The sequence below is a fragment of the Saccharothrix ecbatanensis genome, assembly GCF_014205015.1.
Classification (GTDB): domain Bacteria; phylum Actinomycetota; class Actinomycetes; order Mycobacteriales; family Pseudonocardiaceae; genus Actinosynnema; species Actinosynnema ecbatanense.
In genome coordinates, this window is record NZ_JACHMO010000001.1 from 7084655 (window position 1) to 7110089 (window position 25435).

29 protein-coding genes are annotated in these 25435 nt (G+C 70.0%); 16 read left to right on the plus strand and 13 right to left on the minus strand.

What is annotated here, in order from left to right; all coding sequences use genetic code 11:
* Positions 1-62 precede the first annotated feature (62 nt).
* Positions 63-533 (plus strand): superoxide dismutase, encoded by a 471-nt coding sequence (locus tag F4560_RS30615; RefSeq protein ID WP_184925982.1) that lies wholly within the window; start codon positions 63-65, stop codon positions 531-533.
* 307 nt (positions 534-840) lie between these two features.
* On the opposite strand, the gene F4560_RS30620 is transcribed toward F4560_RS30615, so the two are convergent.
* Genes F4560_RS30620 through F4560_RS30630 form a run of 3 tightly spaced genes read right to left on the minus strand, consistent with a single transcriptional unit; the run spans position 841 to position 2126 of the window.
* A complete protein-coding gene (locus F4560_RS30620; RefSeq protein WP_184925985.1) occupies positions 841-1401 on the minus strand; it encodes a hypothetical protein in 561 nt (186 codons plus the stop codon).
* A 15-nt stretch (positions 1402-1416) separates the two neighbouring features.
* The gene (locus F4560_RS30625) at positions 1417-1809 is read right to left on the minus strand and encodes a PIN domain-containing protein (RefSeq protein ID WP_184925988.1); all 393 of its coding nucleotides are present in this window, start codon (positions 1807-1809) and stop codon (positions 1417-1419) included.
* Positions 1806-2126: a hypothetical protein gene (locus tag F4560_RS30630; RefSeq protein WP_184925991.1), complete on the minus strand. Its 321-nt coding sequence runs from the start codon at positions 2124-2126 to the stop codon at positions 1806-1808. The genes F4560_RS30625 and F4560_RS30630 overlap by 4 nt, the downstream gene beginning before the upstream one ends.
* Before the next feature lie 198 nt (positions 2127-2324).
* On the opposite strand from F4560_RS30630, the gene dusB reads away from it, so the two are divergent.
* The 5 genes from dusB (at position 2325) to phoU (ending at position 9488) form a co-directional block, all read left to right on the plus strand.
* Positions 2325-3473, plus strand: a complete 1149-nt coding sequence (gene dusB / locus F4560_RS30635) for a tRNA dihydrouridine synthase DusB (protein ID WP_184925995.1) — start codon at positions 2325-2327, stop codon at positions 3471-3473.
* Between the two features lies 1 nt (position 3474).
* Positions 3475-3924, plus strand: coding sequence for a hypothetical protein (locus F4560_RS30640; protein ID WP_184925998.1), 450 nt, complete (start codon positions 3475-3477; stop codon positions 3922-3924).
* 180 nt (positions 3925-4104) lie between these two features.
* Positions 4105-4968 (plus strand): GGDEF domain-containing protein, encoded by an 864-nt coding sequence (locus tag F4560_RS30645; RefSeq protein WP_184926001.1) that lies wholly within the window; start codon positions 4105-4107, stop codon positions 4966-4968.
* A gap of 210 nt (positions 4969-5178) precedes the next feature.
* A complete protein-coding gene (locus tag F4560_RS46320) occupies positions 5179-8730 on the plus strand; it encodes an LCP family glycopolymer transferase (protein ID WP_184926004.1) in 3552 nt (1183 codons plus the stop codon).
* Between the two features lie 80 nt (positions 8731-8810).
* Entirely contained in the window at positions 8811-9488 is a 678-nt protein-coding gene (gene phoU / locus F4560_RS30655) for a phosphate signaling complex protein PhoU (protein WP_184926007.1), read from the plus strand.
* 3 nt (positions 9489-9491) lie between these two features.
* Here phoU and F4560_RS30660 read toward each other — a convergent pair whose 3' ends face one another.
* From F4560_RS30660 to F4560_RS30705, 10 genes are all read right to left on the minus strand, one after another.
* Positions 9492-10289: an ESX secretion-associated protein EspG gene (locus tag F4560_RS30660; protein ID WP_184926010.1), complete on the minus strand. Its 798-nt coding sequence runs from the start codon at positions 10287-10289 to the stop codon at positions 9492-9494.
* Positions 10286-11851: a hypothetical protein gene (locus tag F4560_RS30665; RefSeq protein WP_184926013.1), complete on the minus strand. Its 1566-nt coding sequence runs from the start codon at positions 11849-11851 to the stop codon at positions 10286-10288. The genes F4560_RS30660 and F4560_RS30665 overlap by 4 nt, the downstream gene beginning before the upstream one ends.
* Positions 11852-11869: 18 nt before the next feature.
* Entirely contained in the window at positions 11870-12412 is a 543-nt protein-coding gene (locus F4560_RS30670; RefSeq protein ID WP_184926016.1) for a DUF3558 family protein, read from the minus strand.
* Positions 12413-12424: 12 nt separating this feature from the next.
* Positions 12425-12826 carry a hypothetical protein gene (locus tag F4560_RS30675; protein WP_312869574.1) on the minus strand — a complete coding sequence of 134 codons (402 nt, stop codon included), beginning with the start codon at positions 12824-12826 and terminating at the stop codon, positions 12425-12427.
* Between the two features lie 173 nt (positions 12827-12999).
* Entirely contained in the window at positions 13000-13776 is a 777-nt protein-coding gene (pstB, locus tag F4560_RS30680) for a phosphate ABC transporter ATP-binding protein PstB (protein WP_184926019.1), read from the minus strand.
* Between the two features lie 10 nt (positions 13777-13786).
* Entirely contained in the window at positions 13787-14701 is a 915-nt protein-coding gene (pstA, locus tag F4560_RS30685; RefSeq protein WP_184926022.1) for a phosphate ABC transporter permease PstA, read from the minus strand.
* Positions 14698-15753 carry a phosphate ABC transporter permease subunit PstC gene (gene pstC, locus F4560_RS30690; RefSeq protein ID WP_184926025.1) on the minus strand — a complete coding sequence of 352 codons (1056 nt, stop codon included), beginning with the start codon at positions 15751-15753 and terminating at the stop codon, positions 14698-14700. The genes pstA and pstC overlap by 4 nt, the downstream gene beginning before the upstream one ends.
* A 34-nt stretch (positions 15754-15787) precedes the next feature.
* Positions 15788-16906 carry a phosphate ABC transporter substrate-binding protein PstS gene (pstS, locus tag F4560_RS30695; RefSeq protein WP_184926028.1) on the minus strand — a complete coding sequence of 373 codons (1119 nt, stop codon included), beginning with the start codon at positions 16904-16906 and terminating at the stop codon, positions 15788-15790.
* Positions 16907-17098: 192 nt separating this feature from the next.
* Positions 17099-17977: a mycothiol synthase gene (gene mshD / locus F4560_RS30700; RefSeq protein ID WP_184926031.1), complete on the minus strand. Its 879-nt coding sequence runs from the start codon at positions 17975-17977 to the stop codon at positions 17099-17101.
* Positions 17978-18123: 146 nt separating this feature from the next.
* Positions 18124-18882, minus strand: coding sequence for a response regulator transcription factor (locus tag F4560_RS30705; RefSeq protein WP_184926035.1), 759 nt, complete (start codon positions 18880-18882; stop codon positions 18124-18126).
* 228 nt (positions 18883-19110) lie between these two features.
* On the opposite strand from F4560_RS30705, the gene F4560_RS30710 reads away from it, so the two are divergent.
* The 10 genes from F4560_RS30710 to F4560_RS30750 all read left to right on the plus strand — a co-directional run bounded on the left by F4560_RS30710 (position 19111) and on the right by F4560_RS30750 (position 25337).
* Positions 19111-19830, plus strand: a complete 720-nt coding sequence (locus F4560_RS30710) for an alpha/beta hydrolase family protein (RefSeq protein WP_312869575.1) — start codon at positions 19111-19113, stop codon at positions 19828-19830.
* Positions 19827-20624 carry an LmeA family phospholipid-binding protein gene (locus F4560_RS30715; protein ID WP_184926041.1) on the plus strand — a complete coding sequence of 266 codons (798 nt, stop codon included), beginning with the start codon at positions 19827-19829 and terminating at the stop codon, positions 20622-20624. The genes F4560_RS30710 and F4560_RS30715 overlap by 4 nt, the downstream gene beginning before the upstream one ends.
* A gap of 2 nt (positions 20625-20626) precedes the next feature.
* Positions 20627-21052: a TlpA family protein disulfide reductase gene (locus tag F4560_RS30720; protein WP_184926044.1), complete on the plus strand. Its 426-nt coding sequence runs from the start codon at positions 20627-20629 to the stop codon at positions 21050-21052.
* Positions 21053-21118: 66 nt separating this feature from the next.
* Positions 21119-21196 carry a putative leader peptide gene (locus F4560_RS46720; protein WP_360462167.1) on the plus strand — a complete coding sequence of 26 codons (78 nt, stop codon included), beginning with the start codon at positions 21119-21121 and terminating at the stop codon, positions 21194-21196.
* A 106-nt stretch (positions 21197-21302) separates the two neighbouring features.
* Complete coding sequence (locus F4560_RS30725) at positions 21303-21755, plus strand: DUF4395 domain-containing protein (RefSeq protein WP_184926047.1); 453 nt, start codon at positions 21303-21305, stop codon at positions 21753-21755.
* A 25-nt stretch (positions 21756-21780) separates the two neighbouring features.
* Complete coding sequence (locus F4560_RS30730; RefSeq protein ID WP_184926050.1) at positions 21781-22626, plus strand: sulfurtransferase; 846 nt, start codon at positions 21781-21783, stop codon at positions 22624-22626.
* 2 nt (positions 22627-22628) lie between these two features.
* On the plus strand, positions 22629-22928 hold the full coding sequence (locus F4560_RS30735) for a DUF1416 domain-containing protein (RefSeq protein WP_184926053.1): 300 nt from the start codon (positions 22629-22631) through the stop codon (positions 22926-22928).
* Positions 22929-23134: 206 nt separating this feature from the next.
* Positions 23135-23770 carry a heme-binding beta-barrel domain-containing protein gene (locus tag F4560_RS30740; protein WP_184926055.1) on the plus strand — a complete coding sequence of 212 codons (636 nt, stop codon included), beginning with the start codon at positions 23135-23137 and terminating at the stop codon, positions 23768-23770.
* A gap of 50 nt (positions 23771-23820) precedes the next feature.
* A complete protein-coding gene (locus tag F4560_RS30745) occupies positions 23821-24426 on the plus strand; it encodes a 5-oxoprolinase subunit B family protein (protein ID WP_184926058.1) in 606 nt (201 codons plus the stop codon).
* Positions 24427-24494: 68 nt separating this feature from the next.
* On the plus strand, positions 24495-25337 hold the full coding sequence (locus F4560_RS30750) for a 5-oxoprolinase subunit C family protein (RefSeq protein WP_312869576.1): 843 nt from the start codon (positions 24495-24497) through the stop codon (positions 25335-25337).
* Positions 25338-25435: the final 98 nt, after the last annotated feature.

Here is a 25435-nt window from a genome sequence, read left to right on the forward strand (position 1 = left end):
GATTCCGCCGGACGGGTGACGTCCCTGGAAGTGTCGGCGCGCGGCCCGATAGGAAGATCACCATGCACCTCGCTGTGGCACTTGCTCTCGCGGCCTCGTTCACCCCCGTCTCCGGGGGACTGACCAGCTACGACCCACGCGTGCCCGCCGGGGCACGGGCTTCGGTCGTGTCCGCGCCCGTCGGCGACGGCACGGTCGTGCTCCTCGGCACCACCGGCTTGCTGCCCAACCGTGAATATGGCGCACACGCGCACGTCAACCCGTGCGGCGCGGCGCCGGCTGACTCCGGACCGCATTACCAGCACGTGCAGGGCGGAGCGACCGACCCGGCCTTCGCCAACCCCCGCAACGAGATCTGGCTCGACTTCACCACCGACGCGAGGGGGCGCGGCGTGGCGTTCTCGCGCGTCGACTGGCAGTTCGGCGAACGGCGGGCCCGTTCGGTCGTCCTGCACGAAGAGCACACCCACACCGAACCCGGCCACGCAGGCACCGCCGGCGCTCGCCTCGCCTGTATCAACGTCCCCTTCTGACCAGCAACAACACACCGCTGACGAGCTAGACGACCCCATTGACATCAGCGGTGTAGGCGGCCGGGTCGTTCCGGGTCGTCCGCCAGGCGCGCGCCGTCGATCCGGTTCGGCATCGGATCGGCGGCGCGAACCCGTTCGGCGTCACGCGCCGGCGCAGGCGTTCCGGCAGCTGTGCCGCGAGTTCGGCAGCCCCACCTCGCTCTACGTCTGAGATGGTCACCGCCCGCGCCATCGTCGCCGAGGACCGGGCCGACCACATCGACATGAACTTCGGCTGCCTGGTGTCAACACACTGACAATCTCGCCTTCAGCGTGGGCTGACCTTCGCCTGACGCCGCTGGTGTCGAGCGAGTGCGGACGACGTCTCGGGCGGCATCATCCGGAGGACCTGGTCCGGCTGTACGTAGAAGACGTGAGGGTTCCGGTTGTGCGGCCCCCATCCAGTCGACCCACGCACCAGGAGGATGCTCCCCGGCAACGGCCGGCTCCCCTCGAACCACGAGTCTTGTCGATAGCCGGTTTCCAGCCACACGATCACGGCCTTCGTGCCACGCCGCGCCCACTGGTACACCTGCGCAACCTGGACGAGGTCGGCACCTGGTGCTGCTGCTCGCACCGCGAGCATCTCTTGCCACCGGTTGCTCAGGACAGCATCGTTGGCTGCGCGTTGCCTGTTGATGATCCAGATGATGATCGGCACGATCGAAACAAGCACGATCGCGATCACAAGCTGCGCCAACACGGTCCCCCCTGCGTGTTCCATCACCTGCCCGCTCGGAACTTGACCTTGACCGAAACCGTGAAGATCATCTTCGCCGAAGACCTGGCCGATCACATCGACATGACTTCGACTGTCCGACATCGACACGCTGACGACAACAGTTCAGATGACCACGAGCGGCACACGGACTCCGGCCGCGTCCGCGAGCTTCCCCAGGTCGCCGGGATCGGAGGTCAACACGGCACAGCCGTGGCTGATCGCCCCGATGACGACCGCCGCATCCACGACATCCGCGGTGCCGGCCAAGGCGAGCAACCGGCCTACCGCCTCCGCGACATCTTCACTGAAGGGAACGGACCTGCACATTCGGCGCAGCATCGCGACCGGCGCCTGCCTAGGGCTCGCGCGCCAGACCTGCGCCAGTACCACCGTGGGCAGGAGGGCGGGCACCCCGGCGTCAAGCGCGTCACGACATGCCCCATAAACCCGCCCCCTGGGATTCGCCTCGACGTGGATCAACGCACCGGCATCAAGGATCAGGCCGCGAACGCTCAACCCACTCGCCTCTCGTTCGGCAAGCCAAGCAAACGGGCCAGCGCCGCCGTCCGGGCCGCCGTCTCCTCAGGCGACTCAATCGCACCGACGCCCGCCTCGGCGAGCCGGACGCGGATCTGTTCGAGCTCCGCCTCGTCCGGTTCGCCGAACCTCGCCGCGTACTCCTGAGCTGCGGCATGGGCTTCGGCGAGGTCCGCCGCGGCTTCGGCGGCCTCCGCCAGCCACGCGGACAACGGCATTCCGGCCCGCTCGGCAGCCCGGCGCGCTCGCGCGGCCACGATGTCCGGCAAGGACACGCTCAACTTTTCTACCGCCATGGTCCGATGATAGGCCTTTGAGTGCTACCACGGTAGCACCACACGTGGCTCATTGATGATCCGGGCAAGACTCGTGCCGACACCGATGCTCTCCTCCCGTAACGGCGTCACTTCCCGCGCCGGCGCAGGCGTGGAGGGTCCGGTCGATTCACCGGTGTGGCGACGAGCACTGACCGGGTTGGGTGACAATGGACGGCGATGTCCACCGCGCTGCACGCCACCCAGCCACTGAAGATCGGCCGCTTCCCGGTCGATCCCGCCGTCGTGCTCGCGCCCATGGCGGGCATCACGAACGTGGCGTTCCGGCAGCTGTGCCGCGAGTTCGGCAGCCCCACCTCGCTCTACGTCTGCGAGATGATCACCGCCCGCGCCATCGTCGAGCGCGACGCCAAGACCATGCAGATGATCACCTTCGGCGAGGGCGAACGACCCCGCTCGATGCAGCTCTACGGCGTGGACCCGAAGTCCATGGCCGAAGCCGCCCGGATCATCGTCGCCGAGGACCGGGCCGACCACATCGACATGAACTTCGGCTGCCCGGTCCCCAAGGTGACGCGCAAGGGCGGCGGGGCGGCACTGCCGTACAAGCGGCAGTTGTTCCGGCAGATCGTGCGGGCCGCGGTGCGTGCCGGGGAGCCCGCCGGGGTGCCGGTGACGGTCAAGTTCCGCATCGGCATCGACGACGACCACCTGACCTACCTCGACGCCGGGCGCATCGCCGAGGACGAGGGTGCGCAAGCGGTCGCGTTGCACGCGCGCACGGCGGCGCAGCGGTACTCCGGTCAGGCCGACTGGTCGGCCATCGCCCGCCTCAAGGAGGCCGTGACCGGCATCCCGGTGCTCGGCAACGGCGACATCTTCAGCGCGCAGGACGCGCTCGACATGGTCGCCAAGACCGGCTGCGACGGCGTCGTCGTCGGACGCGGCTGCCTCGGCCGCCCCTGGCTGTTCGGCGAGTTGCAGGCGGCGTTCCGGGGCGAGCCCATCCCGCCCGGCCCCCGGATGGGCCAGGTCGCCGCCATCCTCCGCCGCCACGGCGCGCTCCTCGCCGACTTCCTCGGTGAGGACAAAGGCATCCGTGACCTGCGCAAACACATGGCCTGGTACCTGAAGGGCTTCCCGGTGGGCGCGGAACTGCGGCGCAACCTCGCCATGGTGTCCACCCTCACCGAGCTGGACGACCTGGTCGGCAGGCTCGACCCGACGCTCGAATTCCCGGACAACGCCGACGAGCCGCGCGGCCGGCAGGGCTCACCCGGCAAGGTCGTGCTGCCCGAGGGCTGGCTGGACGACCCCGAGGACGCCACGGTGCCCGTCGGCGCCGACGAAATGCACTCGGGTGGCTGACATGGTCGTACGCGCCGTGACGGCGATGGCGTGTGTCCTCACCCTGGCCGGGTGCACGTCGACGATCACCGGCACCGCGCGTCCGCTGAGGGTCACCGACGTCGAACGGGAACTGGTGACCGGCTACTTCGCCGACCTGAACGAGGCCGGCGGGCAGGGCACGTCCGAGCAGCGCGACCTGCTCAAGGACACCCAGCACCCGGACTTCCGCGACGAGGACTGCGAGCTGCCCGCCGGCACCATCAAGGTGCAGCCGACGATGTCCACGCTCAGACTGGACCCACAGTGGGCGCCGCCCGGCGAGGACGAGCACCCGCGAGGGGTCGTGCTGGTCGTCGCGGTCACGCTGACGGTGGTGCAGGAAGGCACCGAGATCGGCAGCCAGATCGGGTCGCAGCACGTCGTCCTGCTCAACGGCAAGGCCTACGGCTTCGCCCCCTGCGTCAACTGAGGCACGGTTGAGCTGCTTGGACACGCTCGGCGCACGCTGAGGTGTGTTGATCACCGAACGTCACCGGTTCGGAGCAGTGCACGGTCAACCAGTAGAGGGAAATCCCCCGGTGACGTGTCCCGCCCGCTCAAGCGCCGCCTCGTATGAGACGACACCTTGGCAAGTAGGGAGGTGAGCGCGATGACCGCACTGCGACCCGAAGTCGCCGAGCCCGACCGCGACGGCCGGCCCGGGGTGACCCTGCCCGTGTCCGACAGCGAGGGCACCGGGCTGGTCCAGCTGCACGAGTCGATCGCGGCGCTGCTCGCCTCCCGCGGTCAGTGGCGGCAGGCCTACCAACACCTGCGATCCGCGTTCGACCTGGTCTACGCCGATCAGGACGACCAGCCGCAGGTCCCCGAACAGCTGCGCCGCGAGGTCGACCGGCTGCGCCGCGAGCACGCCGAGGCGCGCGAGCAGAGCCTCCGGGACAGCCTCACGGACAGCTACAACCGCCGATACCTGGACGAGCGGCTGCTCGACCTGGTCGCCCAGCGGGGCACGTCGGTGGCCGGGCTCGCCATCGCGTTGATCGACCTCGACTGGTTCAAACAGGTGAATGACACATTTGGTCACCTGTTGGGTGACCGTGTGTTGCAGCGCGTGGTCGAGCTGCTCCAGGAAGAGCTGCCGGAGGGCGGCTTCTGCGCCCGCTACGGCGGCGAGGAGTTCGTCCTCGTGCTGCCCGGTCTCGAAGCGTCGCCGGCGGTGGAGATCGCCGAGTCGGCGCGGCTGCGTGTCGAGCGTCACGCTTGGGCTTCCCTCGCGCCCGGTTTGCGAGTGACCGTCAGCATCGGTCTGGCCTACGAGCCGGCCGCCGCGGAGTCGCCGACCCGTCCGGCGGTCGCGCCCGAGCAGCAACTGCTCCGCGCCGACAGCCTGCTCTACACGGCCAAGCAGTCAGGACGCAACGCGGTCGCCTACCGCGAGAACGGCCGCGTCCGTCTGGCGGGTGCCGCTTCCGGGCGACGCGGAATCGCCGAATCTCGGGTAGTCGGTTACTGACACCTAACGTCCGCTCACCCTTTCGGGCGTAGCCTGCTGCGCGCAACCGAGTACTGCCGACCCCTGTATCACCGGGAGTGGTCGTCAGGACTGGCGGTCGTCCGTAGTATCGCCAAGGCAAGTGACACGCCGTTGGTGCAACCAATGTGTCCTTGCTGTCGTCAACTCGTGATGACGACCGACTATTGACCGAAGCTGAAGGGAGACCGGGTGCCCGACGAGCCCCGCCGTGGCGGCCCCGGACCCGGAGGTGACCAGTCCTCCCAGGAAGACCCGCCGACCGGACGACGCCGGAGGTCCCTGGACGCCGGTGGGCTGAGCGTGTCCGACCTGCTGGAGCAGCACAGCCGCACGAATATCCCACGTCCGGTGCCTCCCGGCCCGTCGGACACCGGCAGGCGTGCCGCGCCCGAGCCGGAGCCGCCCCGCAGACCCGCGCCGCCCCCGAACGGGCAACGCGCCGCGGAGAGCACCGGCCGCCGTGCCGCCCCCGAGCCGCCGCAGAGGCCCGCTCCACCACCGAACTACGCGCCACCCGCGCCTGAGGACACCGGCACGCGACCGAGGCCGACGAACGGCGCACCGCCCGCCGGCCGCCGTGCCGCCGCGCCGCCGCCTCCGAACGACTTCTTCGCCGCGACCGGCGAGGGCACCGGCAACCGGACGCCCCGGCCGATCCCGGAGGACACCCGCCGCCGGCCCGATGTCCCCGGTGACGCCCCGCGCCGTCCGGAAGACGGCGGACGACGCGGCAGCCCACGACCGGCGAACGGCGCGCCGAACGGTTACGCGGGCCGACCGGACGACGTGGACCCCCGACGCCCCGCGCCCACCTCGCGCCCTGACGTGCCGGGCGAGCCGAGCAGGCGAATCCCGCCCAACGGACGGCCCGCAGGCCCTCAAGACCCGACCGCGGCTCCGCGGCGACTCGCGGACACCGGCCAGCGCCCCGACGTCCCCGGCGCCGCGCCGGGTCGACGGCTCCCGGACGGCAGCGGCCCGCGACGGCGTCCCGAAGACCTCGCCCCTGACACACCCGGCCGCCTGGCGGACGGCAGTGGTCCGCGTCGGCATCCCGAAGGCTTGGCCCCGGACACACCCGGCCGTCGGGACGCACCTGGCCGCCGGACCGAAGGCGCGCCCGAGGGCGTCGGGCCGCGCCCGGACGCCCCGCGTCCCGGCGAGAACACCGGCCGGCGCCCGCACCCCGGCCCGCCACCGGCCGACGGTCCGCGTCGTCTCGCGGACGGCCCGCGCCCGGACGCCGGTGACGTCGCTCGCCGACTCGGGAACGGACCCGGGAACGGACCTGGGAACGGCAGTGGACCGCACGACCTGACCGGCGGCCCCCAGACCGGCCGACGGCCGCGGCCCGAAGACCCGGCCGCGGACCCGCGTCGTCCGGCCGACGGGCCGAGGCCCGGTATGCCGGTCGAAGACCCCGCGGGCCGACGTCTGCCCGATGGCAGCGGCCCGCGTCGCCTCGCTGAGAACGGCGCACCGGCCGAAGACGGCGGCCGATCCCGCGGCAGCGGTCCCCGCCGACTCGCTGAAGGCGGCGCTCCGGGTGACGAAGGTGGCCGACCTCAGGGCAGCCCACGCCGACTCGCCGAAGGCGGCGCGCCGGCTGACGACGGCGGCCGACCTCAAAGCGGCCCTCGCCGACTCGCCGAAGGCCCTTCCGGTCTGCCCGAAGACCCGAACGCCCGTCCACGCCGCCTCGCCGAAGGCCCGCCCGCCGAAGACCTCACCGGCCGCCGCCCCGACGGCAGCGGACCTCGTCGTCTCGCGGAGAACGGCGCACCGGTGGACGATCCCGCCCGCCCACGCCGCCTCGCCGAAACCGGCGAACCCGTCGACAGCACCGGCCGCCGTCCCGACGGCAGTGGTCCCCGTCCGGTCGGTGATGTGGCCGGTCGTAGGTTCGCCGCGGACAGCGCCGCCGCGCTCGACCAAGCCCCGCCGGTCATCGCCGACCGCCTCGCCAGCGGACGCCCGGAGCCGCGCGAGACCATCGATCCCTCCAGCCTCACCACGGAGATGGAGGCCATCAGCGACGACGTCAAGAAGCGCCGCGAGGTCGACCACACGCTGGCACGCTTCTCCGCCGTCCACGACGAACTGGCCGAGCAGGAGCGCATCCGCAAGGAACGCCGCCAGAAGCTCATGCCGTGGAAGCAGGAGGAGGACGAGGACGCCACCGAGTACGCCTCACCGGTCGACGTCCCCGACGAGGGCGGCCCCCGTCGCCCCGGTCGCACGGCCAAGCACACCAAGATCGTCCGCTCGATCAAGGCCGTCGCGCTGACCGCCGCCATCCTGGTGTTCGTGTCCACCGGCCTCGGCTGGGGCGCGATGCTCTACATCGACAGCAAGTTCACCGAGATCGACGCACTGAACACCAACTCCGCCGCCGTGCACGAGGCGGAGAAGCAGCTCGGCGACGAGAACTTCCTCATCGTCGGCTCGGACACCCGTGCGGGCGCCAAACCGGAAGACGGTGTCGGCGACCCGAACACCGAGAACACCCAAGGCGCGCGTTCGGACGTGCTGATGCTCGCGCACATCCCGGCCGACCGTAAGCGCATGGTCGTCGTCTCGGTGCCGCGCGACCTCCTCATCAAGCGGCCCAAGTGCGAGCGGTGGGATCCCACCAGCGGCCAGTACACCGGCGACATGCTCGACGCCGCCGAGGACGTGAAGGCCAACGAGCCGTACGCGGTCGGCGGGCCGAAGTGCGTCAGCGCGTTCATGACCGAGCTGACCGGGTTGGAGATCAACCACTTCATCAGCGTGGACTTCAACGGCTTCAAGGGCATGGTCGACGCCATCGGCACCGTCCCGGTGTGCGTGGCGAAGCCGATGGACGACGAAGAGCTCGGCATGCTCTTCGACAAGCCGGGCAAGTACGAGATCAACGGCACCAAGGCGCTCGACTACGTGCGGGCGCGCAAGGTCGAAGGCGAGAGCAAGACCGACTTCGACCGCGTCAAGCGGCAGCAGCAGTTCCTCTCCTCGTTGCTGCGCAAGGCTTTGTCGTCGGAGATCCTGCTGAACCCGGGCAAGCTCAACGGTTTCCTCAACGCGTTCGCCGCCTCCACCGTCGGCCAGAACATCGGCGTGAACGACATGCTCACGCTGGCGCAGTCGTTGCAGAGCCTGGAAGCGGGCCGGGTCAGTTTCGTCACCGTGCCGCACGACACGGCCGAGGGTCCGACGAAGAGCCACGACGACAACCTGGAGCTGTTGAAGGAAGCCGAGACCAAGGCTTTGTTCCAGGCCATCATCGACGGCACGCCGCTGCCGGACGAAACCCCGGACACCACGACGCCGGACCCGAACAAGGCGAGCCAGGCGGCGCCTCCGCCCGGCCCGAAGCAGGGCAAGATCATCGACCCCAAGGGCCTGAAGGTCCAGGTGCGCAACGGTGATCCGGACAACGGCGGCGCGGCGGGCGAGACCAGTACGACCCTGCGGCAGCTCGGCTACGAAGTGGTCATCAGCGACAACGCGCCGCCCGCCGACAAGACCGTCATCAAGTACGGGGTCGGCGGTGAGGACGCCGCGGCGACGTTGCAGTCCTCGGTGCCGGGCGCGACGCTGGTGTTCGACGCGGGCATGGGTGGCGCGGTGCTGCTGCTGATCGGGCCGGGCTGGGACGAAGAGGTCCGGGCGCCGCAACCCGCGGGCGCCGAGCCGAACAAGCCCGCGCCACCGCCGAACCTGGAAGTCACCAACGCGGGCAAGGATCCCTGCGCCTAGACCGACTGGACGTTTTGGGTTCACCACGGGTTCACCGGGGCGGGTCGCTACCGCGACGGCCTCACCGTAGGCTGACGCCCATGCGTGAGGCCTACCACGATCAGCTCGGACACCTCGCAGACCAGCTCGCCGACATGTGCGGGATGGCCGGCGTCGCGATGGAGCGTGCGACCACTTCGTTGCTCGGGGCGGATCTCGCCCTCGCGGAGCAGGTGATCGGTGACGACACCAAGATCGACGATGTGCGCGCCGACATCGAGGAGCAGGCGTACGCGCTGCTGGCGTTGCAGGCGCCGGTCGCCACCGACCTGCGGATCGTGCTCGCGGTGATCCACGCGGCGGAGAGCGTGGAGCGGATGGGCGACCTGGCGCTGCACGTGGCGAAGGCCGCGCGGCGCAGGCACCCGAACCCGGTGCTGCCGGACACGGTGCGGCCGTACTTCTCCGAGATGGGCCGCATCGCGGTCGAGCTGGCGCGTGAGGCGACCGACATCATCCGCACCCAGGACGTGGCGCGGGCGCGGTCGCTGGAGGACGCCGACGACGCGATGGACGACCTGCACCGGCACCTGTTCACGGTGATCATGGACAAGGACTGGGCGCACGGCGTGCCGGCCGCGGTCGACACCACGCTGCTCGGCCGGTTCTACGAGCGGTTCGCCGACCACGCGGTGTCGGTGGCCAAGCGCACCGTCTTCGTGGTCACCGGCCGGATGCCCGGCTACCACGGCAGCGGCAGCGGCGCCGAGTCGACCTGAGCGTCAGTTGAGCAGGCCGTTCAGCTCCTGCGCGAGCTGGGCGGCGATGCGCGCGTTGTCGGCGGGGGCGTGGGTGAGCCACTTCTGGCCGTCCGGCCCCTGCCGGGTCTGGGACATGTAGCGGCCCTGGTCGTTGTCGAACCAGGCGATCTGCGGCGCCCGCTGCTCCCGACCGTGCCTGCCGCGCACCGTGACGCCGAACTGGCCGACCCGCAGGCGCGGGCGTTCGAACACCGATTCCAGCGCGCGGACCTGCGTCGACGCGGTGGAGCGCGGCGCCATGGCCTGGGTGAACCTGGCCTGGCCGAAATCGTCGTCCCGGCGAGGGGGCGCCGGCGGTGCGGACGTGGGCATCGGCACCGTGATCGACTGGCCGGGGCCGGGTCGTGAGGGCGGAACGAGGTCCACGACCGTGCGCAGCACTGCGGCCGAGCGCATCAGGTCGACCTTGATCTGCCGGTCGTCCATCACCGCGAGGGCCGCGTTCTCACCGGCCGCGCCGGCGCGTGCGAGGAGCTGGCGCTCGACGTTGCGGGCGTCGAGCGACGCCACCGCGTTGAGGGAGAAGTCGAAGCGCACCAACAGGGTCAGCGCTTCCTCCACCTCGGGCGCGACCCGGCCGCGATTGGCCAGGCCGCGCGATTCGAGGTCGCGGTAGACGGCGTCGCGGATGCCGCGCCGTTCGTCGATCGTGTGCCCGAGGTACGGGAATTCGAACGGGTAGGGCCGGCTGCCGAGCTTCAGGTCTTCCCAGAGCATGTCGGCCGCCGCGAACGACAGGGCGAACGAGAACACGCTCACCCGCCGATGACGGGCGGGGCGACCATGGTGCCGTCGCCGAAGACGTCCTCGGTCTCGACCAGGTAGGACGCGGCCTTGTGCTCCTTGTCCTCGTCACCCTGACCACGACCGGCGCCCGCGCCGCCCATGCCTGCCGCACCCATGCCGGCCGCGCCGCCGCGACCCGCCGCACCGGCGCCACCAGGACCACCGCTGCCGCCGGGACCGAAACCGCCCGCGCCGGACCGGTGGGAGTCACCGAGCGTGCCCGCGCTGCCGCCGGGTCCGAACCCGCCGCCCATGCCACCGCGACCGGCAGCCGCGCTGCCACCGGGACCGCCACCCGGGCCGCCACCGGGACCGCCGCCTGGGAAGCGTCCGCCGCCGGAGCCGCCAGGACCACCGCCCGGACCGTTGGGGAAGCGCCCGGGGCCGTTCGGCCCGGTGGGACGTCCGTTGGGCGGCAGGTTCGGCCGACCGTTGGGACCGGGGGGCAGGTACGGGCCGCCGCCGGGCGGGTAGGGACCACCGCCGGTGCCGGGCGGGAGGTTCTGGCCGCCGCCGGGGCCGGGCGGGTACGTGGTGCCGCCACCGGTGCCGGGCCCGTTCACACCGGACTGGTTCGTGGTGCCGCCGGGGCCGGGGATGCTGCCGAAGTCGCCCGTGCCGGTACCTGTGCCAGTGCCGGTCCCGGTACCCGTGCCTGTGCCCGTCCCGACACCGCTCGGCATGGTCGGCCGGCCGCCGATCTCGGCCGTGCCCGGCTTGCCCGGTTCGCCAGTGCCGCCGCCACCCTCCATCGGCGGGGGCGGGGAGAAGGCGGGCATGGTCGAGCCCGACTCCTGGAAGCTCGTGGACATGGTCGTCATGACCTCGGCCGCCCGTTCGTGGGCCTGCTGCTTCTCCTCGAACTTCTGCTCGATCTGGTCGATCGTCGCGGCCCACTTGAGGGGGTTGGGCTCGGAGAAGAACATCTTGTAGGCGTCGGCGGTGCTGAACTCGACCGGTTCGGGCATCGCGTTCTTCGCCTGCTCGGCGGCCGTGCTCTGGGAGTAGAGCTTGTTACCCGTGAGCTGCGCGCCTTGCGCCGCGTTACCGGACCAGGTGGCGACGTTGGTGAAGTACCCCTGAGCCGACTCGGCCGCCGCACCCTGCCAGGCGCCCTTGCTGGCGTTGGTCGCGCTCGTGAGATCGGTCTGGAGCTGGGCCAGCGTGTTGCCGATCTTGGTCCAGGCCTCGCCCTGCTCGTTCGCGGTGCTGGGAGCCATGTTGTCGGTGACCATGCCCTTGAGGGCCTTGTGGTCGTGACCCATGTAGAACGCACCGGACGGCGTCAGCGGCGGCCGATAGGTCTCCACGACCTGCTCGAGCTGCTGCTCCTGCTGCGACTGGTACTGCGCGGACTGCGCCTTGTACTGGACGTAGTCGGCAATAGTGTCGAACATGCCGAAGAAGCTTGGATTGTCGCGCTGCCCCGCCACGAACTCGGCATGAAGTGCGGCCTCGTTCTCACCGGCGTAGGTGACCTGGGTCGCCTGGCTGTTGGGCTGCGGCTGCGGCGGCTGCGAATTCGGCGGCGTCACGACGTTCTCCCCCTCGGGTTACTTCGGCAGCTTCGGTTCGATGGCAGTGGCGACCTTGGTGGCGAGCTCGCAAGAGGTCTCCAACGAGCGGGAGGAAGCGACGACGTCGACCCTCGACGTCGGACCGACTTCCACCGCCACCAGGCACGACTTGTTGGTTCCCGGCGCCTCGACGAGCCTGGCCTTGCGCGGGCCGATGGGGATGTCGGACTTCTTGCCGTCACCCGCCGCGTCGGCGATCGCCAACTCGGGTTGAGCCTTGATCGTCACGCCACTGCCCGGCGAGGCGACGGCACCGCAAGCGCCGCGGCTTTCCTCCTCGACCTCGGTCAGGTTCAGCTGTGCCGCGACCGAGTTCAGGACCTCGCACGCGTCGAAGTCCGCGAGCGAGTCCCCGCCGCCGGAAGGCTTCGTCGTGGTGGTGCCCTTCGCCGTCTGCTCCGTCGTCGCCGACGTGGTGGTCGGCCCCGGCGTGGCCGTTCCGCCGGTGCTGCAGCCGGTGACAACGGCACCGAGCACCGTCAGCGACAAGACGACGCGGGCCGACAATCCCTTGATCAACTGCTTCCACCCTCAGTAGCGCTTGTAGGTGCTGGCGTTCGAGCTGTCGACCTCACGATAGTTCTCGATCGCCTTCTGCAACGCCTCACGTGCCTCGCTCAACGCGGACTGCAGTTGCTCGATCGCCGGCACGATTCCCGTCGTGCCCGCTCCACCCTCGACGTTCTCACGGTTGTAGCTCGTCAGAGCGGTGGCGTCGGGGCTGGTGCCGAGCTTGACCTCCTGGCGCAACAGGCTCATCTGGTTGTCGAGCTTGACCAGGTCCTTCTCAGCGGCGTCGATGGCCTTCAGGTAGGCCTGCGCGCCGTCCTCACTGATCGCGAACGAGCCCGACTCGGCGGCCTGCTTCAGGCCGACCATGCTGGCCGTCATCGCCTGCATGGACTGTGCGCTCCACGCACCTTCCACCGCCACGGTTACCCCCTGCGAGTCTGCCGATCCCAACCGTCACGGTACCCCCGAAAGGAGGACCCTGTCTCGATTTTGACGCTAGGGGCGAGCACCCGGTTCCCGTGTCACCCGAACGCGCAAAAGCCCTCCCACCGCAGGTGGAAGGGCTCCGCGGACAGAACCGGGTACCAGCCGGATCAGCCGAAACGGCCGGAGATGTAGTCCTCCGTGGCCTTCTGGCTCGGGTTCGAGAAGATCTTCTCGGTGTCGTCCACCTCGATCAGCCGACCCGGCTGACCGACGCCCAGCAGGTTGAAGAACGCCGTCTGGTCGCTGACCCGCGCCGCCTGCTGCATGTTGTGGGTCACGATGACGATCGTGTAATCCTTCTTCAACTCGGTGATCAAGTCCTCGATCGCCAGAGTCGAGATGGGGTCCAGCGCCGAACACGGCTCGTCCATCAACAGCACGTCCGGCTGCACGGCGATCGCCCGCGCGATGCACAACCGCTGCTGCTGGCCACCCGACAACCCGCCACCAGGCCGGTCGAGGCGATCTTTGACCTCGTTCCACAGGTTCGCCCCGCGCAACGACTGCTCGGCCAGGTCGTCGAGCTTCTTCTTGTTCCGCTCACCCGCCAGCTTGAGCCCCGCCACCACGTTGTCCCGGATCGACATCGTCGGGAACGGGTTGGGGCGCTGGAACACCATGCCGATGGTCCGCCGCACCTGCACCGGGTCCACGGAGGACGCGTAGATGTCCTCCCCGTCCAGCAGCACGGTGCCCTCCACCCGCGCCCCGGGCGCCACCTCGTGCATGCGGTTCAACGACCGCAGCACGGTGGACTTCCCGCAACCGGACGGGCCGATGAACGCCGTCACGTTCTTCGGCGGCACGGCGAGCGAAACACCGTCCACGGCGTGGAACTTGCCGTAGAAGAGGTTGAGGTCTTTCACGTCGATGCGCTTGGCCATGACCGCCCGCTCACTTCGTCTTCGGAGCCAGCCACCGCGAGATCACGGTAGCCAGCAGGTTGAACAGCGTGATGATGATGACCAGGGTGATCGCCGCACCCCAGATCCGCTCGAAACCGGCCTGCGTCGGGTTGTTCCGCTCCGACGTCATGAGCAGCGGCAGCGACGCCATCGGCCCTTCGAACAGGTTGTAGTTGATGTACGGCGCGTAAGCGGCGAGCACGAGCACCGGCGCGGTCTCGCCCATGACCCGGGCGAGGGCCAGCATGATGCCGGTGATGATGCCGGACAGCGCCGTGGGGATGACGACCTTCACGATCGTCTTCCACTTGGGGATGCCCAGCGCGTAGGACGCCTCGCGCAGCTCGTCCGGCACGATCTTCAGCATTTCCTCGGTGGTCCGCACGATCACCGGCACCATCAGCAGCACCAGCGCCAGCGACACCGCGAAACCGCTGCGGCCGAAGCCGAAGTACGTGATCCACAGCGTGTAGATGAACAGCGCGGCCACGATGGACGGCACACCGGTCAGGATGTCGACCATGAACGTGGTGGCCTTGGACAGCTTGGACCGGCCGCCGTACTCCACCAGGTACACACCGACGAACAGGCCGAGCGGCACCGACAGCACACCGCACACGAGGCCTTGCACCAGCGTGCCGTAGATCGCGTGGTAGACGCCGCCGCCCTGCTGGCGGGACAGCAGACCGGACAGCGACTTCTGCCACCAGTCAGCGTTCACCACCACCGGGAAACCGCGTTCGATCACCACGAACAGCACCCAGATCAGCGGCACGATCGCGACGAGGAACGCCAGGTACACCAGCGTCGTGGCGACCGCGTTCTTGAACTTGCGCCCGCCGCTGACGCTCTGGAACGTCGGCGGCGTGGCGAGGCGGTTCAGGTCCGCCGTGTCGGTCGTCATTCGTACTCCTTGTGACCGGCGACGATGGACCGGGCGATGGCGTTGACGCCGAAGGTGAGCACGAACAGCACCAGACCGGCGGCGATGTACGCGCCGGCCGTCCGCGGGTCGTTGAACTCGGGCGCGGCCAGCGCGATCTTCGACGCGAACGTCGCGCCGCCGTCGAACAGGCTCCACGCGAACGCCGCGCCGGTGCCGCTGAGGATGATCGTCAACGCGATCGTCTCGCCGAGCGCCCGGCCGAGGCCGAGCATGGAGGCGCTGACGTAACCGGCCTTGCCGAACGGCAGCACGGTGGTCCGCACGACCTCCCACTTGGTGGCGCCCAACGCGATGGCGCCCTCGACGTGGGTGACCGGCGTGCGGTCGAACACCTCGCGGCTGACCGCGGTGATGATCGGCAGGATCATCACCGCCAGCACGATGCCGGCGGTGAAGATGGTGCCGCCCAGCTCGATGCTGACGGTGCCCTCGGCGAACAGCGGGATCCAGCCGAGGTTCGAGGTCAGCCACTCGCCGACCGGGGTCAGCACCGGGCCGAGCACGAGCAGGCCCCAGAGGCCGAAGATGATCGACGGCACGGCGGCCAGCAGGTCGATGACGTACGCGAACGACCGGGCCAGCCGGCGGGGCGCGTACTGGGTGAGGAACAGGGCGATGCCCAGGGCGATCGGCATCGCGATGATCAACGCGAACGCGGCCGACACCACGGTCACCAGGAACAGGTCCAGGATGCCGTACCGCATGTTGTCGACGTCGCCGGTCGACCACTCGCGGCTGGTCAGGAAGTTGACCTGGTCCAGCGCGAGCGAGGGGATGGCCTGGAGCAGCAGGAAGACGCCGATCGCCGCGATCAGGACCACGATGAAGATGCCCGACCCGGTGGCCAGGCCTGCGAAGATCCGGTCACCCGGCCGGACGATGGTCTTCTGGTCGGCTTCCGTGGTCGGGGGAATCGGAGCCTCCGAGTCGGGTCTGGCAGCCGGAACGCCCGCGCGGGCACCGGTCGAACCGGTGCCCGCGGGGCGTGGGGCCACTGTGCGGTCGTTCATCGCAATGGCGTTCCCGAAGAGTGTGCCGGCCTGGTCAGGCGATCGCCTTGATGGCGGTCAGCAACTTCTCCTGGAAGGCCTTGGGCACGGGAGCGTAACCCGCGGCCGCCAGGCCTGCCTGACCGTCCGTCGCGGCGACCGTGAGGAACGCCTTGACGGCCTTCGCGGTCTCGGCGTCGTAGCCCTTCGAGCAGACGATCTCGTAGGTGGCGAGCAGCAGCGGGTAGGTGCCCGCCTCGGTGGAGGCGTAGATCGAGTCCAGGTCCAGCACCAGGTCGTTGCCGGAGCCCTTGATCTTCGCGCCGTCGATGGCCTTGCCGACCGAGGCGTCGTTCAGCTCGACCGCGCCGGCGCCGTTGTCGATCTTGGCGAGGGACAGCTTGTTGTCCTGCGCGAAGGACAGCTCGACGTAGGTGATCGCACCGTCGATGGAGCCGACGGCCTGCGCGACACCGGCGGACTTCTCCTTGGCCTCGCCGACACCGCCCTTGAACTGCTTGCCCGCGCCCTGCGTCCACGCGCCCTTCGAGGCGGCGTCGAGGTACAGCTGGAAGTTGTCCGTGGTGCCGGACTCATCCGAGCGGTAGACGACCTTGATGTCCTTGTCGGGCAGCGTGGCGCTGCCGTTCAGGGCGGCGATGGCCGGGTCGTTCCACTTCTTCACGGTGCCGTTGAAGATCTTGGCGATGACCTCGCCGGACAGCGTGAGGTCGGTGACGCCTTCCAGCTTGTAGCCGACCGCGACGGGGCCGAACACGAGCGGCAGGTTCCACGCCGGGTTGCCCTCGCAGCGCTCGGCCGCCTTGGCGACCTCGCCCTTGCTCTCGGACAGCGGCGAGTCGGAGCCGCCGAAGTCGACCTGACCGCCGATGAACTGCTTCACGCCGGCGCCGGAGCCGGACGCGTTGTACGCGAGGTCCGCGCCCTGGCACTTCTGCTGGTACGCCTGGACGAACGTGTCCATCGCGTTCTTCTGCGCCGAAGAACCCTCTGCGCTGAGCTTCGACTTGCCACCGCACTCGACCGGGGTCGACGACTCGCCGGTCGCCGGGGCCTGGCCCTGGGGGGTGTTCGCGTCGCTACCACACGCGGTGAGCAGAAGCGCACCGGCCGCGATCAGGCCGAGAACGGCGCCGTGTCGCTTGGTCTTCACCTGGAGTCCTCCAGCTACGGAACGGATGTCGCGGCGTACATCCGCCGCTCGACACGGACGGTAGGTAGCGAGGGTGGACAGGCACCCAGGAGAAGGTGAACGAGAGGTGAACTCCACACGGGAGGTGACCGAGTACACCGCCTTTTGGGTGTCTCGTGACCTGCACGTTTGCATGGCGTGATGGGTTTGTCACTACCGGGCGTATTGGACGTCCGCGTCCCACCGCGTGAAACCCAACCGGTTGTACACGGACAGTGCCGCACCGTTGTCGGCTTCGACGTACAACATGACCTGCTTGAGCCCGGCGTCACGGAGGTGCGCCAGGCCCGCGAGCGTGATCGCCTTGCCGAGCCCGCCGCCCTGCGCATCCGGGTCGACGCCCACCACGTACACCTCGCCGAGTTCGGCGGTGTGCGCCTTGGTCCAGTGGAAGGCGATGAGGCGTTCGTCGCGGTCGATCGCCAGCAGGAAGCCGGCCGGGTCGAACCACGGCTGCTCTTCCTTCTGCCGCACATCCTCGATGCTCATCGCGCTCTGCTCGGGGTGCCAGGAGAACGCGCGGTGGTTGACGTAGACGACAGCCGCCTCGTCCCGGCCGGGCACGAACGTGCGCAGCGTGACGCCGTCGGGGAGCACGGGCTCGGGCAGGTCGGCGTCCAGCAGTCTGCGCAGGCGCAGGAGTTCGCGGACCTTGCGGTAGTCGAACTTGGCGGCGAGGGCTTCGGCGCCGGGATGACCGCCGTGCGACCAGACGCGGAGCGGCTTGGGGCGATCGGCGACCGCTTCGACCAGCGCGGTGCCGACGCCACGACGGCGGTGGTCCGGGTGGACGGCGAGTTCGGCGACCTCGTTGCCGTCCGCGTCACCGAAGACGTCCACGTGCAGGTAGCCGACCAGCGCGCCACCGTCGTGGACCAGCAGGTGGTTGCTACCGCGTGCGCCGGGGTGCAGCCGCAGCACGACGGCCTCACCTACGGGGGCGACACCGTCAACGGCTTGGGCAGCCCCGAGCAGACCGGAGACCTCGCCGGCCTGCTCGGGGGACAACTCCTCGAACCAGCTCAATTCCACACGACAAACCTACTCAGCCGCGACGCGAGGTCGCGTCGGTAGGTCGAGACTCATTTCGCGGCGATCACGCTCTTCGATCGTCGCGAAATCAGGCTCGAACTGCCGACTTCCGGGCGACCTCGCCGCCGTCTGCGGAGCAGCGGCAATCAAGCACGGTAGATCAGCTCGGCTTCGTCGATCGTGGTCTCCGGGATGTCCAGCGCGGAGTGCTCGACGCGGCGGGCGCTGCCGGGGCGCGGCGGGCGGACGAACTTGTAGCCGACGTTGCGCACGGTGCCGATGAGGGACTCGTGCTCGGGGCCGAGCTTCGCGCGCAGGCGCCGGACGTGCACGTCCACGGTCCGCGTGCCGCCGAAGAAGTCGTAGCCCCAGACCTCCTGGAGCAGCTGCGCCCGGGTGAACACCCGGCCGGCGTGCTGCGCCAGGTACTTCAGCAGCTCGAACTCCTTGTACGTCAGGTCGAGCGGACGGCCGCGCAGGCGGGCCGTGTAGGTCGCCTCGTCGATGACCAGCTCGCCGAGCTGGATCGAGCCGTCGCCGCCGGGCTGCGTGGTGCCGCGACGGGAGCGCACCAGGCGCAGTCGGGCGTCCACCTCGGCCGGGCCGGAGGTCGGGAGCAGGATCTCGTCCACGCTCCAGTCGGAGTTCACCGCGACCAGACCACCCTCGGTGACGACCGCCACCACTGGCACGTCCACCCCGCTGGAGTCGAGCAGCCTGCACAGGCTGCGCGCGGCGGCCAGGTCGGTCCGCGCGTCCACCAGCACGATGTCGTGGGGACCGGCTTCCAGCAGCGCCGAGACCTCCGGGCGCAACGGGCGCACCTCGTGCGGGAGGAGCGACAGCGCGGGGAGAACCGCCTCGGGGTCGGAGTCGGTGGTCAACAGCAGCACGTCGATACTCATCGCGGCGCCCTCTCGTTCGGCCGGTGCTTGGTCACCGACCAGGCACAGCGAAGTACGGTGACCGGGCCCCGTTGCCTGCGGATGACGGAGACAATACCGGTGCACACCACGAAAGACCCAGGTCAGCAGGTCAGAGTCACAGTTGTTTCCACAAGCGTCACGCCTGTTACATCCATGTCACACGACGCTGTCCTCCTGCACGGTCTGCATGTGAGATCCACACCGTCCGTGACGGATCTCGCTTTCGTGGTGGGTCACGGCTTCACGAACCACGTCCGCAAACCTTTCGTCAGCCGGGTGTTGCGGCGGTTCGCGCACCACGGCGGAGTCGTCGCGCTCGACTTCCGCGGTCACGGCAGGTCCGCCGGACGATCTTCGGTGGGTAGTGACGAAATCCACGACCTGGCGGCCGGCGTCGCACTTGCGCGCGGGCTCGGGTACCGCCGTGTGGTGACGGTCGGCTTCTCCATGGGCGCGTCCATCGCCCTGCGCCACGCGGGCCTCCACGAGGACAAACCGGACGCCGTGGCGGCTGTCAGCGCGCCGTCACGCTGGTGGGTGCGCGACACGGTGGCCATGCGCCGCGTCCACTGGCTGCTCGAACAGCCGCACGGCAGGCTCGCCGCCCGCGCGCTGGGCGTCCGCCTCGGTCCGCCGTGGGTGACGACGCCGGAGAGCCCGCTGGAGGTCGTGCACCGCATCACCCCGACACCGCTGCTCATCGTGCACGGTGAGCAGGACCACTACTTCGGCCCCGCGCACGCCGTCGCTCTGCACAAGGCGGCGGGCGGCGACGCGGAGCTGTGGCTGGAGCCCGGCATGAGGCACGCCGAGTCCTCGATGACGCCCGCTCTGGTAGACCGGGTGGCGATCTGGCTGGACGAGCACACGCGGCCACTCGGGGGCAGCGACCACACCGCAGACGATCGGACAAAGGGCAGGCGATGACCGCGACCGAGACGAAGCGCCGTCCCACCAGGGGCCGCAAGCTGATCATCACCGCGCTGGTGGTGGGCGGGCTGCTGGTCGCGGCCGACTTCGGGTTGGCCGCGGCGGGCGAGTACCAGGTCGCCCAGAAGATGCGGCAGAAGTTCGCGCTGGACGAGGACCCGTCGGTCCGGATCAACGGCTTCCCGTTTGTCGCGCAGGCCATCGCGGGCGACTACCGGGACATCGAGATCAGCGCCACCGGCGTGCCCGTGCGCGACCAGCTGCGCGACCTGGAGATCCACGCCAACCTCCGCCACGTCCGCATCGGCCTGTCGGACCTGCTGGCCGGCAACACCCGCGGCGCGAAGATCGACCTGGTGCAGGGCAGCGTCAAGATCAAGGCGAACGACCTGAACCGGGTGGTCAACCAGGTCACGCCGTTCACCGACATGGCCATCGAGCCGGACACCCGCACCGAGCTGCCCCCGGGGCAGCAGGCGGACCCGGCGGTCGCGGCGGTGAAGCTCTCCGGCAACACCACGGTGGCGAGCCGCAAGATCCGGATCACCGCGTACGGCACGGTGACCCTGGTCAACGGCGACGTGGTGATCGCGATGAACGACGTCGAGCTGGACGACGCGTCGCTGGCCGGCCTGGACGCGGTGCTCGGCGTGGTGCGCGAGGCGTTGAGCGTGACCATCCACCCGGGCGAGCTGCCCTTCACGGTGACGCCGACCGCTGTCAAGGTGGAGAGCGGCGCGCTGACCGTGGAAGGCGCCATCAGCGACATCCCGCTGGACGAAGGCAGCTGACGATGACCGGGGTCTGGGCACTGCTCGGCGCGATCGCGGTGGTGGCCGTGATCGGCGTGGTGCTGCGCGCGCGGAACGGTCGTGTGCGAGCGGCCAGGCCGGGCGTCCGCCTGCCCGACCCGGTTCGCGCCCTCCTCGACCCGAACACGCACGTCACGCTCTTGCAGGTGTCCACGACGTTCTGCGCCACGTGCCGCCAGACCAAGGCGTTGCTCGAAGACCTCGCCCACCGCACCGAAGGACTGCGGCACGTCGAGCTCGACGTGACCGACCTGCCGGACGTCGCGGCCGAACTCGGGGTGCTGCGCGCGCCGACGACGCTGGCCCTGGACGGGACCGGCGCGGAACTGCTGCGCGTCGGCGGCCTGCCGAAGCGGGACACGCTCATTGCGGCTTTGCGACCACACCTGCCTGGACCGATCGGGTGAACCTGCCAACTCCCACCAGATGGACACCACTCCCGACAGCAGGGATGAGCGGCTAGTCTCGATCGCATGACCACGCTGCTGACCAAGCGACTCGCGGTGGACCTGTGCCGCGTGCGCAGCAGCCTGTGTCGCGCGGCGCGCTGACCGGGCGGTCTCCGGCAGTCCCCACGCCCTTGACGGACGTGTGCGCCTGCGCCTACCACCGCCTGAAGACGGACTACCCAGTCTTGTCCACCGTCAGGAGGTCGCCGTGCCGAAAGATGCCCCAGTGGACCCGCGCGGTCCGCGTTTCAGCGCCTGGATCACCACCGCCGTGCTGGCGGTAGTCCTGCTGACCGGGTCGTGGCGATTGCTCGCCGCACAGACCGTGCTCTTCGCGATGTGCGCGTTCATCTCGCTCAAGCTCAACCCGTGGGGCCACGTCTACCGGTACGTCGTCCAGCCGCGGATCACACCGACCACCGAGCGCGAGGAAGCCGCCCCGCTGCGGTTCGCGCAGGGTGTCGGGTTCGTGTTCGCCCTGGTGGGCACGATCGGGTACGCCTCCGGACTGACCGCGCTCGGAGTCGTCGCCACGTCCGCCGCACTGGTCGCCGCGCTGCTCAACGCCGCGCTCGGCCTGTGCCTCGGCTGCGAGATGTACCTGCTCCTGCGCCGCTTCGCACCCGCACTCGCCCGACCCCAGTCGACACCGTCGCAGTAAGTACGCAGAAATTGGAGCAGCTTCGATGAGCCGTGAAGACGTCCTGGTCTCGGCCGCTTGGGCCGAGGAGAACCTCGCCACGCCCGGCGTGGTGTTCGTGGAGGTGGACGAGGACACCTCCGCCTACGAGGGGGGCCACATCCCGGGCGCGGTGAGGATCGACTGGAAGACCGAGTTGCAGGACCCGGTGCGCCGCGACTTCGTGGACCGCGCGGGCTTCGAGAAGCTGCTGTCCGCCAAGGGCATCGCCAACGACGACAACGTCATCCTGTACGGCGGCAACAACAACTGGTTCGCCGCGTACGCGTACTGGTACTTCAAGCTGTACGGCCACGACAGCGTGAAGCTGCTCGACGGCGGCCGGAAGAAGTGGGAACTGGACGGGCGTCCGCTGGACAAGGAGCCGGTCGAGCGCGACGCGACGAGCTACACCGCGCAGGAGCAGAACCTGGCGATCCGCGCGTTCCGCGACGAGGTCGTCGACGCGATCGGCAACAAGAACCTGGTCGACGTGCGGTCGCCCGACGAGTTCTCCGGCAAGCTGCTGGCCCCCGCGCACCTGCCGCAGGAGCAGGCGCAGCGCGGCGGCCACATCCCCAGCGCGATCAACGTGCCGTGGAGCAAGGCGGCCAACGAGGACGGCACGTTCAAGTCGGACGAGGAGCTGGCCGAGATCTACGGCGAGGCCGGGTTCGACGGCTCGCGCAAGACGATCGCCTACTGCCGCATCGGCGAGCGCTCGTCGCACACGTGGTTCGCGCTGCACGAGCTGCTCGGCCACGAGGACGTGAAGAACTACGACGGTTCCTGGACCGAGTACGGCTCGCTGGTCGGCGTGCCGGTCGAGCTCGGCAGCGGCAAGGAGGCCTGACCATGAGCAGCAGCTGCGGTGCGCCCGAGCAGGGCGCGGAGATCCAGGTGGGCGCGAACGAGGTCGTGCTGACCGGCAAGGTCAGCGCCGAGGGCGCCCCGGTCGGTGGCGCGTTCGTGCGGCTGCTGGACTCGTCCGGCGAGTTCACCGCCGAGGTCGTGTCCTCCGCCGACGGCGACTTCCGCTTCTTCGCCGCGCCGGGCACGTGGACGATCCGGGCACTGCACCGGTCGGGCAACGGGCAGGCGTCGGTCAACGCGGACGGGCCGGGCGTGCACCCGGTCGAGGTCGCGGTGGCCTGAGCGGATCAGGACCAGGAGCGCACGGGCTCGCCCGGCGCTACCTCCCGACGACCCCGGTGGCGTTCGCCACCGGGGTCGTCGCTGTTCGGGGCGGATGCCTAAACTGGATGGGTGGAACACTTCTTCACAGCGCTCCTGGTCCTCGTGTCCTTGATGGTCGTGTGGTTCGCCGGGTACGTCGTGTACCGGCTGTTCTCCGACCAGCGATGAGCGGCGACACGCCGGTTCCCGGCAGTGGTGACGAGGCCGTCCGGGCCGCCGTTTCGCGCGCGGCCGTGACGGGCGCGCGGAACCTGCCGCAGTTCGACGACCTGCCGATCCCGGCGGACACCGCGAACCTGCGCAGCGGGCCTTCGCTGCACGACGGGTGCCTGGCGCTGCTGCCGCTCGTCGGCGTCTGGCGCGGCGAAGGCGAAGTCGTGTACCCGACGATCGACGGCCCGTACCGGTACGGGCAGCAGATCACCTTCGCGCACGACGGCCGGCCGTTCCTCTACTACGAGGCGAGGGCGTGGCTGCTGGACGAGAACGGCGCGGTGATCCGCCAGGCGGCCCGGGAGACCGGCTTCTGGCGTCCGCAGGCGGACGACACCATCGAGGTGTTGATCACGCACAACACCGGGATCGTGGAGCTGTACTACGGCAAGCCGCGCAGCCAGACGTCCTGGGAGCTGGGCACCGACGCGGTCATCCGCACGGCGACCGCCAAGGAGGTCACCGGGGCGCAGCGGCTGTACGGCATCGTCAACAACGGCGACCTGGCGTACGTCGAGGAGCGGGCCATGGTCGGCCAACCCCTCCAGCCGCACATCTCGGCCCACTTGCAGCGCATCGTCGGCTGAGAGCCGGCTCCGGGTTGGATTGTTGAACAATCCGAACCTACGCTGTGCCCATGCAACTGCGGCGGTGCGGCACGGACGCGGTGCTCGTCGAGGTCGACTCGCTCGACGAGGTGGAGGCCGTGCGCGCCGCGGTCGCGGCGGCCGGGTCGCCGGACGTGGTCGAACTCGTGCCCGCCGCCCGCACGGTCCTGATCGTCGCCAGGCCCGGTGGGCTGCCGTCGATCCGCAGGATCCTGGCCGGCGCCTCGCTGGTCCACCACCCGGGCACGGACTCGACCGAGGTCGTCATCCCGGTCCGCTACGACGGCCCCGACCTGGACCTGGTCGCCGACACCGCGGGCCTGACCACCGCCGAGGTGGTCGAGCTGCACACCGGCGCCACCTACCGGGTCGCGTTCTGCGGCTTCGCCCCCGGCTTCGCGTACCTGACCGGCCTGCCGGAGCCGCTGCGCCAACCCCGCCTCCCGTCGCCGCGCACCAAGGTTCCTGCCGGCTCGGTGGCCGTGGCCGGCGAGTTCACCGCCGCCTACCCCCGGGCCACCCCCGGCGGCTGGCGACTGATCGGCCGCACCGACGCGCCGCTCTTCGACCCGTGCCGCCCCACCCCGGCCCTGCTCGCCCCCGGCCACCGCGTCCGCTTCGAGGCCCTCCCGTGAGTCCTACGTTCAGAACGCGTGAGTCCTACGTTCAGAACCCCCGAATTCAACGCTCGCGCACCCTCACCGTGCTGAAAACCGGACCGCAGACCCTGATCCAGGACCTCGGCCGGCCGGGTAACGCGCACCTCGGCGTCCCGCCCTCCGGCGCCTTGGACAAGCCGTCGTTCACGCTCGCCAACCGCCTGGTCGGCAACCCCGAGAACGCCGCCGGCCTCGAAGTCATCCTCGGTGGACTGTCCTTGCGCGCCAACGCCTCCTGCACGATCGCCGTCACCGGCCCGGCGACCCCCACGTCGGTCAACGGCGTCCTGCGCGACTCGCCGCTTCACCTCGCCCCCGGCGACACGCTGACCCTCGGCACACCCCGAGGCGGCCTCCGGTCGTACGTCGCGGTCTCCGGCGGCATCACCGTCCCGGCCGAACTGGGCAGCCGGTCCACCGACCTGCTCTCCGGCCTCGGCCCGGCGCCGCTCCGTCCCGACGACGAACTACCCCTCGGCGACCCGACCGGCGTACCCATGGGCGTCGACGTCCTCGTGCCGGTCCAAGTGCCGGACGAGGTGGTCGTACCCGTGTTCCTCGGCCCCCGTGACGATTGGTTCCACGACCCGGCACGTCAACTACGCGCCGGCCGCTGGACGGTGTCCGACCGCAGCAACCGGGTCGGCATCCGCCTCACCGGCACGACCGTGGACCGGGTCACGGACCGCGTCGGTCAAGAGCTGCCGAGCGAAGGCCTGATCACCGGCTCGGTGCAGGTCCCGGCCGACGGCCACCCCGTCGTCTTCCTCGCCGACCACCCGACGACCGGCGGTTACCCGGTGATCGGCGTCGTCCCCCAGCACGCCCTCCCGCTGCTCGGACAGGCCGCGCCGGGCACACCGCTCCGCTTCGCACCCCAAGGCTGACCGCGGACCACAGGGCCGAACGGACGCAATTGGTCTAGACCCATTGTCAACGCCCGCCGCACGTCTTACGTTCGGAAGCGCCAGAAAGCTCGACCAAG